At 74.3% G+C, this 463-nt stretch carries 1 pseudogene; it reads right to left on the bottom strand.

The features are described 5' to 3' along the window. A pseudogene (locus D180_RS16335) lies at positions 1-463 on the bottom strand (molecular chaperone); the annotation flags it as partial.

Here is a 463-nt window from a genome sequence, read left to right as displayed (position 1 = left end):
CGGCCGCGGCGGCCGGCAGCGGCCAGCGCTTGTAGTCGCCGGCCAGGATGTAGCCGGCGAGGCTGGGGAACAGGGTCTGGGTGCGGCCGTCGGCGCCGACGAAGCTCAGGTCGCTGAGCCGGGCATGGGCGCTGCCGCGGTTGTGCACCACCAGCTCCGGCCCGCGCGCGCCGGCGATCAGGTGGGTGCTGAGGCGCGGTGCGGCTGCCGGGTCCGCAGGGCTCAGGAACACGGGCGTGGAATAGCGCAGCAGCAACGGAGCGCCCTGCGTGGCAGGCGCGCCGGTGTCGGGTGGGGCGATGCGTTCCTCCAGCACCAGGCGGTAGGCGCCTTCGTTGGCGCTCGCAGGGCCGGTACGCACCAGCCGCAGCAGTTGCCGCCCCTGCGCGGGGATGTCGATCGATTGCGGGCTGGCGCGGACCTCGTCGGTGCTCTCCAGGTCGTCCATCCCGTCGCTCTGCCG

The organism is Xanthomonas sp. SHU 166 (genome assembly GCF_000364685.1).
GTDB classification, from domain to species: Bacteria; Pseudomonadota; Gammaproteobacteria; order Xanthomonadales; family Xanthomonadaceae; genus Xanthomonas_A; species Xanthomonas_A sontii.
Note: the sequence above shows the minus strand (reverse complement) of the source record. Positions and strands in the feature narration are given on the sequence as shown.